Raw genomic sequence first — 7,321 nt, forward strand, 5'->3', positions numbered from 1 at the left:
CGGCAAGTCCGTGAGCCGGGGCCGGGCTTTTCGACAGCACATCCATGTGCTGTCGAAAAGGAACCGACATCCTGTCGGTTCCCGCTGCGCGGCCTGTCGCCCCCGCCTCACCGCCGCACAGGGGCCCCGGGTAGAGCAGCGCGCCATCCCGGCGCGCACTCGGTGCGCAACCGCTTTGCGGTTGCAAGAGCGGGACGCGGCGGGCAAAGGGAACGTCTTCTATCGGCCAAAAAGCGGACCTAGATCCCTAGGTGGTTTCCGCCACCAACACTGAATAGTGATCAGGGTCCACGCGCTCCAATGCCTGCATAACGCGCTCTACCATTTCTCGCGAAACTGCAGGGAAGTCGGAGAACTCCAGCAGGCGGAGCGTTGATGCACCATGCGACCCTTCGTCCACGTATCTTGCGATCGCGCGTCGCTCCACTTCGTCGTCGAACAGCACATCGAGTTTGGTCTGGTAGCCCTTGGGTGTGGGCCGCCGGAAGCCGAGATACATCTCCAAGAACCGTCTGAGCAAGTTCGGACAACTCAGGTAGGCATCAACCTCCAGGCTAGTGCTCGCTTGGAACTGGCGTAGGCAGTAGAAGACGTGGTGATAGTCGGAACGGAACTTCGCCAGGTGATCCGGCAGCACGAGAAGCTGGCTGGTACCTCCGCCCTGCCGGGAGACGAGATATGCCACATGTTGCGGCTTGAACTTACCTCCGCGGTCAGCCCAGTCCTGCTTGATCGTGTTGAAGAACTCCGAGTTGTGCGTCGAAATGAAGAGCTGCCGACACGTCTTTAGGCTCGTGATGAGCAGGTAGGCCACGTCATAGATGTGGTTGGCGTCCAGGCTGCAGATCGGGTCATCCACGAAGACGACCAGATCCTCAAGTCGCTGACCGTTCTGCCCCAAGCTGACCAGGAAGTACGCCAGTGAGATCGCCGTCCGCTCACCGTCACTCATATTGGTGGCTGGCTGACCTTCGCGGATGAACTGAATCCGATTGTCCTGAGCCTGCTCGACGGAGATGCTTGGTCCAAGCAACCGCTTCAGTAGTTCATTGATTTGATTGGTAGCCACCGAACTACGCTGTAGTTCGGTATTGGCCGCCGTCGATTGTGCTGCGATCTTCTGCCCGACGGCCTTGATTCGCCCTAAAGCCGCTTCGACCTCGCTCAAGAACGCGATCGCTTCCGCTGCTCCGGGGTCGAGCACAAACCGAGCTGCGAAATGTTCCTTCACTTTGTCGGCTGCGCTCCGAAGCCTGGAAGCAAGTTCGTCACAGGCAAGGTTGTGGTCGTCCTTTGCTTGATGAAGCTCCGCCAAGATGACCGCCAACTCCGGAGCTCGATCTTCAACCGCCTCCACGGTGAATGCCGTCTCCATATTGGCAAGCTTCTCCCTCAGCAGGCCGGCCCAAGTCGCACGAATCTCGCCTTCCCGAGCTTCCCAACCCAATAGCCGGCTCAATACTTCCCGGACCTTGGCCCGGACATCGGGAACCCACTCCTTTTCATGAGGAAACGTGTGCGCCTGCCTAGGCTGTTCCAGCTGTCCGATTGCCGCCGTGATAGCAGCGTGCTGCCGGCGATATTCGTCCGAGAAATGGTCAGCGTAGGCTTCCAGCGCTTGCGCCGCATCGTTTCCGCAGAAGGCACAGGCGGTGCTGTGCTCATGAAAGCGCAGGCCGGTACGCACCCAATCGCTTAGCGAGGGGTCGTCAGCCAAGCGCTTGATCGTGTTCTGCCTGGGTGTCTCCCGCAACAACCCAGCAACGTCATCTACCCCAGGCGGGAGCGGAGGGAGCACCACTGGCAGGTTGCGAATGGGAGCGAAGTCACTCTGGTCGCGCGCTTGGTTAACCAATACTTGCAAGGTGGCGGCGTCGAGAAGATGGTCACCCGGTGCGGTCAGGCCGTGCTGGATTGTTTTCAGGTTTGGTGCCCTAAAGTCGCGGACACCCAGCATCGTTCCGCACTCTCTGGCTAGGTCAGTGGCCGCTTTCTCCTTGGCGGCATTCGTCTCGATCTGCTTCTTTTGGACCGAGCGATACATCGTCAACACACGTTCCCGCCGTCGGGTCAACGACGCAATGCGGTTACCCAGCCGAATGTTGTCTTCGCCCACGATGAACAAGGCAGGCGCTCGCGTGTAGTCATCCTGCTGCAGGTTTGCGTCGATGAAGTCCCGGTTGAAGATGCAGACGGGAATCCTCCCTCGATCCTGCTCTTTCCGGCTATCCAGCACATCCTGCCCAACGCTGACTCGTACAAATGCGCCGGTCGGCAGCCGATTTGGGGAGCTCTTGTTCAATAGCCCGAAGACACGGGAAAGGGTTGTCTTGCCGGAAGCGTTCCAGCCATAGATCAGGTTGTATCGAGCGAAGTCAGGCGCTGGGCTCGTTCGTCCGTCATAGCCGTCCCAAACTGCCGATTGAGAGATGGATTCAATTCGTCGAAGCATGCTTCCCCCTAAAAGCATGGCTCGTCATGAGCGCCTATCCTCCCGACAATCTACCGCAGTGCGCCTGTCGCCGCTGTCATCACACCGATCCCTCAGCACCGACCGCTATGGGTCGCAAGCGGTCGCTCAGCAATTGTCTCTGCAACTCTTGCCCCTAGGAACGTGACAGTCCGCGTGCGCTGCTGTGGCTTTGCTCCGGCTTTGCTCCGGCTTTTTCTGAAAGTGCGGGCCACGAAGGCCCGCTGCTCTACCCGGGGCCCCTGTGCAGCGGTGAGGCGGGGTCGACAGGCCGCGTAGCGGGCATCGGCATGGATGCCGATGCCTTTTCGCCAGGGCAGGATGCCCTGTCGAAAAGCCCGGCCCCGGCTCACGGACTTGCCGCCCATGGATGGGCGGCAAGCGCCAAGCGGGGTGGCCTTTCTCTTTGGTTATCTTTCTCTTTGGCCACGCAAAGAGAAAGTAACTCGGCTGCCGAAGGCAGACGAAAGCTCTTGCTCTCAAATGCCGTCGCGCCAAGCAAGAGCATCGCGCGCGAGCGCGTGCCTGCAAGGCATGCGTCGTTTTGCACGACAGGTGAGGTGCGATTCCTGCCTTCGCAGGAATGACGAGTGAGGGGCGGGCTTGTTTGAGGCGACGCCGCTCAGGGCGCCCGCTTCAACGCCAGCACCGCGTTCAACCCGCCGAACGCGAACGAATTGCTGAGCACCGCCCGCACCGGCATCTCGCGCGCGGTGTTCGGCACGTAGTCGAGGTCGCAGGCGGGGTCGGCCTTGTCCAGGTTCGCGGTGGGTGGCACTACGTTGTCGCGCAGTGCGCCGATCGCGGCGACCAGTTCCAGTGCGCCGGAGGCGCCGAGGGCGTGGCCGTGCATGGATTTGGTGGAGGACACCGCGAGGCGGTCGGCGTGCGCGCCGAAGGCGAGGCGGATGGCGCGGGTTTCGGTGACGTCGTTGGCCTGGGTGCCGGTGCCGTGGGCGTTGATGTAGTCCACGTCGCCGGGGTTCAGTTCGGCTTCCTGCAGTGCCTGTTGCATCGCGGCCGCGGCGCCTTCGGCGCTGGGCATCACGATGTCGCTGGCGTCGGCGCTCATGCCGGTGCCGGCGAGTTCGGCGAGGATGGTGGCGCCGCGCGCTCGCGCATGCTCCAGCGATTCCAGCACGAAGATGCCGGTGCCTTCGCCCAGCACCAGGCCTCGGCGGTTGACGCTGAACGGGCGGCAGGTGTCGTCGGCGAGCACGCGCATCGCTTCCCATGCACGCAGCGCGCCGTAGGTGAGGCAGGCTTCGGTGCCGCCGGTGACGGCGGCGTCGGCCATGCCGTAACGGATCATCTGCGCGGCCTGGATGATCGCGTGGTTGGCCGAGGCGCAGGCGCTGGCCACCGCATAGGTGGGGCCATGCAGGCCGTACGCGATGCTGATCTGGCTGGCCGAGGCGTTGGTCATCAGCCGCACGATGGTGAGCGGGTGCGCGCGCGGAGCGTTCTCGGCGTACAGGCGCCGGCTCTGCTCGTCCTGGGTGGTCTCGCCGCCGACGCCGGTGCCCACGATCACTGCGGTGCGCTGGCCCAGACCGTTGCCGGCGAAGTCCACGCCGGACTGCGCCACCGCTTCGCGCGCCGCGTGCAGCGCGAACTCCGAGGTGCGGTCGAGCAGGGGCAGGGTGCGCTCGTCGATGTGCGCGGCAGGGTCGAAACTCTCCGGCACCTGGGCGGCGACCTTCACCCGCAGGCGCCCGGCGTCGACGTGACGCAGCGGGCCGATCGCGCTGCGGCCCTCGCGCAGGCCCTGCCACAGCGCCGCTGCGCCTACGCCGAGCGGGCTGATGGCGCCCATGCCGGTGATCACCACCCGGCGCGTCGATACGGTGGGCATCACTTGCTTCCTTCGCCCGCGGCGGCCTTGTCATCCAACGCCTTCTGCACCGCATCGACCAGGCTCTGCGCGGTGTCGGTGTCGAAGTTGGCGCCCTGCTGGTCGGGGAAGTTGATGTTGAAATGCTCCTCGATGTCGAAGATCATCTCGATCGCCTCCAGCGAGGCGATGCCCAGGTCCTTCAGGGTGGATTCGGGCCGGATCGTCGCCACGTCGATCTTGGCCTGCTTGGCGATGATCTCGAACAACTGCTGCTGGATCGTTGCGGTCATGACGATGTCCTTCGGTGGCAGACAGTGATGGAAGGCCCGCGCAAGGTGTCTCGTGCAGGCTGGCACACAGTCTAGGCAAACTCGCTTACTCATGCCTTTCATTTCGCAACTGGAACCGGATGCGTTGCTCGCGGCGTTCATGCTGGAGCCGCCGCACGGCTTCGCAGTGGACCATTCGCCGCAGGGCATGCCGGCGTTCGTGGCGCCGTTCGACCTGCTGACCACTGCCGACGCACCGCTGCGCCGCCGCGTGGCCGCGCTGCCGCTGTACCACCGCTGGAGCCGGCTGCTGCGCTGGCGCACCCGCTTCGCCGGCACCACGGTGAGCGAGTACGCGCCGCTGCCCGCCGGCGTGTCGCCCACGCTGCTGGCGCAGGGACTGAAGGCTGCATTCGGACGCGAGTGCCGGCTGCTGATCGTGAAGGACATCGCGCAGGAGTCGCCGCTGCTGGACGCCGCCGCGAACGCCCACGCGCGCGCCTTCGCCGCCGCCTGCGAAGCGCAGGGCTTCGTGCTGCTGGAAGGCCAGGCGCTGGCCTTCGTGCCGATCGACTTCGGCTCGGACGACGAGTACCTGGCCCGGCTGTCGCCCGGCCGGCGCAAGAACATCAGGCGCAAGCTGCGCTCGCACGCCGACCTCGAGATCGAGACGCTGCGCACCGGCGACGCCTGCTTCCGCGACGAGGCCACGCTGGCGGCGTTCCACGCGCTGTTCGACAACGTGTACGCGCAAAGCGAGATCCACTTCGACCGCCTCAGCGCGGCGTTCTTCCGCCTATTGCTGCAGGACGCGGCCAGCGGCGGGGTGGTGTTCGTGTACCGCCACGCCGGCAGGATGATCGGCTGGAACCTCTGCTACGAACACGGTGGCAAGCTGGTCGACAAGTACATCGGCTTCGCCTACCCCGAAGCGCGCGAGCACAACCTGTACTTCGTGAGCTGGATGCACAACCTCGGCTACGCGCGCGAACGCGGCCTGAGCCACTACGTGGCCGGCTGGACCGACCCGGAAGTGAAGTCCTTCCTCGGCGCGAGCTTCACCTTCACCCGCCACGCGGTGTACGCGCGCAACCCGCTGCTGCGCGCGCTGCTGCGCCGGCTGGGCAGCCATTTCGAGAGCGACCGCCAGTGGCAGGCGGCGGCGGAGGCGGTCGATGGATAGGCTGACGGGGCGCCCGGTGGTGCTGGATATCGACAACTCGGTGGGGCCGTTGCCGGGCCGCCTGGTGCTGCCGCTGGAGCATTGGCAGGAGTCGATCCGCTTCGGCTGTTCGCTGCAGACGATACAACGCTTCCGCACCATGCTGCAGCAGCTGCTACCCGAACGCCACGGCACCGTGTTCACCGGCAGCGGTGACTTCCATCATCTGAGCTGGCCGCTGATCGAACGCGTGCGCAGCGAGGTGCCGTTCCAGGTGGTGGTGCTGGACAACCACCCGGACAACATGCGCTTCCCGTTCGGCGTGCACTGCGGCTCGTGGGTGCGCAAGGTGGCGCTGCTGCCGCAGGTAAGCCACGTGCACGTGCTCGGCATCACCTCCGCCGACATCGGCGCTGGCCACGCGTGGGAGAACTATCTGGCGCCGCTGCGGCGCGGCAAGCTGAGCTACTGGAGCATCGGCCTGGACACGCGCTGGTCGCGCGGGCTGGGCCTGGCGCGTGCGTTCCGCGGTTTCGACAGCGCCGAGGCGCTGGTCGATGCGTTCGTCGAGTTCCAGCGCACGCAGAACGCGCCGAGCTACCTGTCGATCGACAAGGACGTGTTCGCCGCCGACGTGGCGCGGACGAACTGGGACCAGGGGCGCCTGCAACTCGACCACGCGCGGGCGCTGATCGGCAGCCTGCGCCACGGCCTGCTCGGCAGCGACATCAACGGCGAGATTTCGCACTATCGCTATCGCAGCTGGTGGAAGCGCAAGCTGTCGGCGCTGGACGAGCAGCCGGTGATCGACACCGCGCAACTTGCTGACTGGCAGGCGCAGCAGCACGCGCTGAATCTCGAACTGCTGCAGGCGATCGCGGCGCTAGGGCCAGCACAGTTCAACAGTATGAAAAGTGGTCCGTGACCCCCCAAAAAAAAATATTCTCGACGACGTACCGTGTTTGTGCTATCTGGGCCAAAGCCGCGTCGCTTATCAACGGCCTAACATTCAGCAACCGGGGAGTAGCTGATGTCAAGGATGACGGCATTCCGACAGAGGACCTTGGAGAGCCTGCGCAGGAGCGCAACTGGGTTTTGTCCAGGTCGCGGCACCAGTTCAGGGCAACCCACCGCCGTGCCGACGCACGGCTTGACCCCCTGCCTTACTTTTTGTGCCTCGGTGAAGCGAAGCGGTTATGGCCCATTTAGCTGCTAGGGGTCGCTGGCCGTTTTCATTCCTACTGTCCAGAGCATCTCCAATACAACGGATGGCACGTCGAGAGGTCACGCTTTCCTCTTTACGTATGAGCATCAATGTATGCCGAAGAGGGGATTTCTCTGGTTTTGCTAAATTCTTGTTCTGAATAACACTCTGCTTACTACGTCGCTTCGTCAGGTGCGGTAATGGCTAGTATTTATCAAATACACCAAGGGGGACCGAGCTATGCGCGATTGCATAACGTTATTCCGAGTACGCGCCGCCACGCTTGTGGTTTCTTCTGTATTTGGGCTGCTTGTGCCATCGGCGGATTCAACTCCGAAGTGCAGCGTGTTTGAACGAGCGCTCGAACACTTCTTGCGGC

Annotated in this window: 5 protein-coding genes; 2 read left to right on the plus strand and 3 right to left on the minus strand. The window is 63.7% G+C overall.

Features of this window, described 5'->3' with window-relative positions; all coding sequences use genetic code 11:
• Positions 1-247: 247 nt before the first annotated feature.
• The 3 genes from UUA_RS03565 to UUA_RS03575 all read right to left on the minus strand — a co-directional run bounded on the left by UUA_RS03565 (position 248) and on the right by UUA_RS03575 (position 4,597).
• A complete protein-coding gene (locus UUA_RS03565) occupies positions 248-2,452 on the minus strand; it encodes an AAA family ATPase (RefSeq protein WP_039953496.1) in 2,205 nt (734 codons plus the stop codon).
• 640 nt (positions 2,453-3,092) lie between these two features.
• Positions 3,093-4,325, minus strand: a complete 1,233-nt coding sequence (locus UUA_RS03570) for a beta-ketoacyl-[acyl-carrier-protein] synthase family protein (RefSeq protein ID WP_008434325.1) — start codon at positions 4,323-4,325, stop codon at positions 3,093-3,095.
• Positions 4,325-4,597 carry an acyl carrier protein gene (locus UUA_RS03575; RefSeq protein WP_008434326.1) on the minus strand — a complete coding sequence of 91 codons (273 nt, stop codon included), beginning with the start codon at positions 4,595-4,597 and terminating at the stop codon, positions 4,325-4,327. Before UUA_RS03575 ends, UUA_RS03570 begins: the two co-directional genes overlap by 1 nt.
• A gap of 91 nt (positions 4,598-4,688) precedes the next feature.
• Between UUA_RS03575 and UUA_RS03580 the strand changes: the two genes are divergently transcribed.
• Both UUA_RS03580 and UUA_RS03585 read left to right on the plus strand, forming a co-directional pair.
• Positions 4,689-5,759, plus strand: coding sequence for a GNAT family N-acetyltransferase (locus UUA_RS03580; protein ID WP_008434327.1), 1,071 nt, complete (start codon positions 4,689-4,691; stop codon positions 5,757-5,759).
• Positions 5,752-6,663, plus strand: coding sequence for an arginase family protein (locus UUA_RS03585; protein WP_008434328.1), 912 nt, complete (start codon positions 5,752-5,754; stop codon positions 6,661-6,663). The genes UUA_RS03580 and UUA_RS03585 overlap by 8 nt, the downstream gene beginning before the upstream one ends.
• Positions 6,664-7,321 lie beyond the last annotated feature (658 nt).

This window comes from Rhodanobacter thiooxydans LCS2 (assembly GCF_000264375.1).
GTDB lineage: Bacteria > Pseudomonadota > Gammaproteobacteria > Xanthomonadales > Rhodanobacteraceae > Rhodanobacter > Rhodanobacter thiooxydans.

Excerpts from the sequence above, each read along its gene's own strand:
- UUA_RS03565 (WP_039953496.1), bottom strand. The coding sequence starts at position 2,452 with ATGCTTCGACGAATTGAATCCATCTCTCAATCGGCAGTTTGGGACGGC.
- UUA_RS03570 (WP_008434325.1), bottom strand. The coding sequence starts at position 4,325 with ATGCCCACCGTATCGACGCGCCGGGTGGTGATCACCGGCATGGGCGCC.
- UUA_RS03575 (WP_008434326.1), bottom strand. The coding sequence starts at position 4,597 with ATGACCGCAACGATCCAGCAGCAGTTGTTCGAGATCATCGCCAAGCAG.
- UUA_RS03580 (WP_008434327.1), top strand. The coding sequence starts at position 4,689 with ATGCCTTTCATTTCGCAACTGGAACCGGATGCGTTGCTCGCGGCGTTC.
- UUA_RS03585 (WP_008434328.1), top strand. The coding sequence starts at position 5,752 with ATGGATAGGCTGACGGGGCGCCCGGTGGTGCTGGATATCGACAACTCG.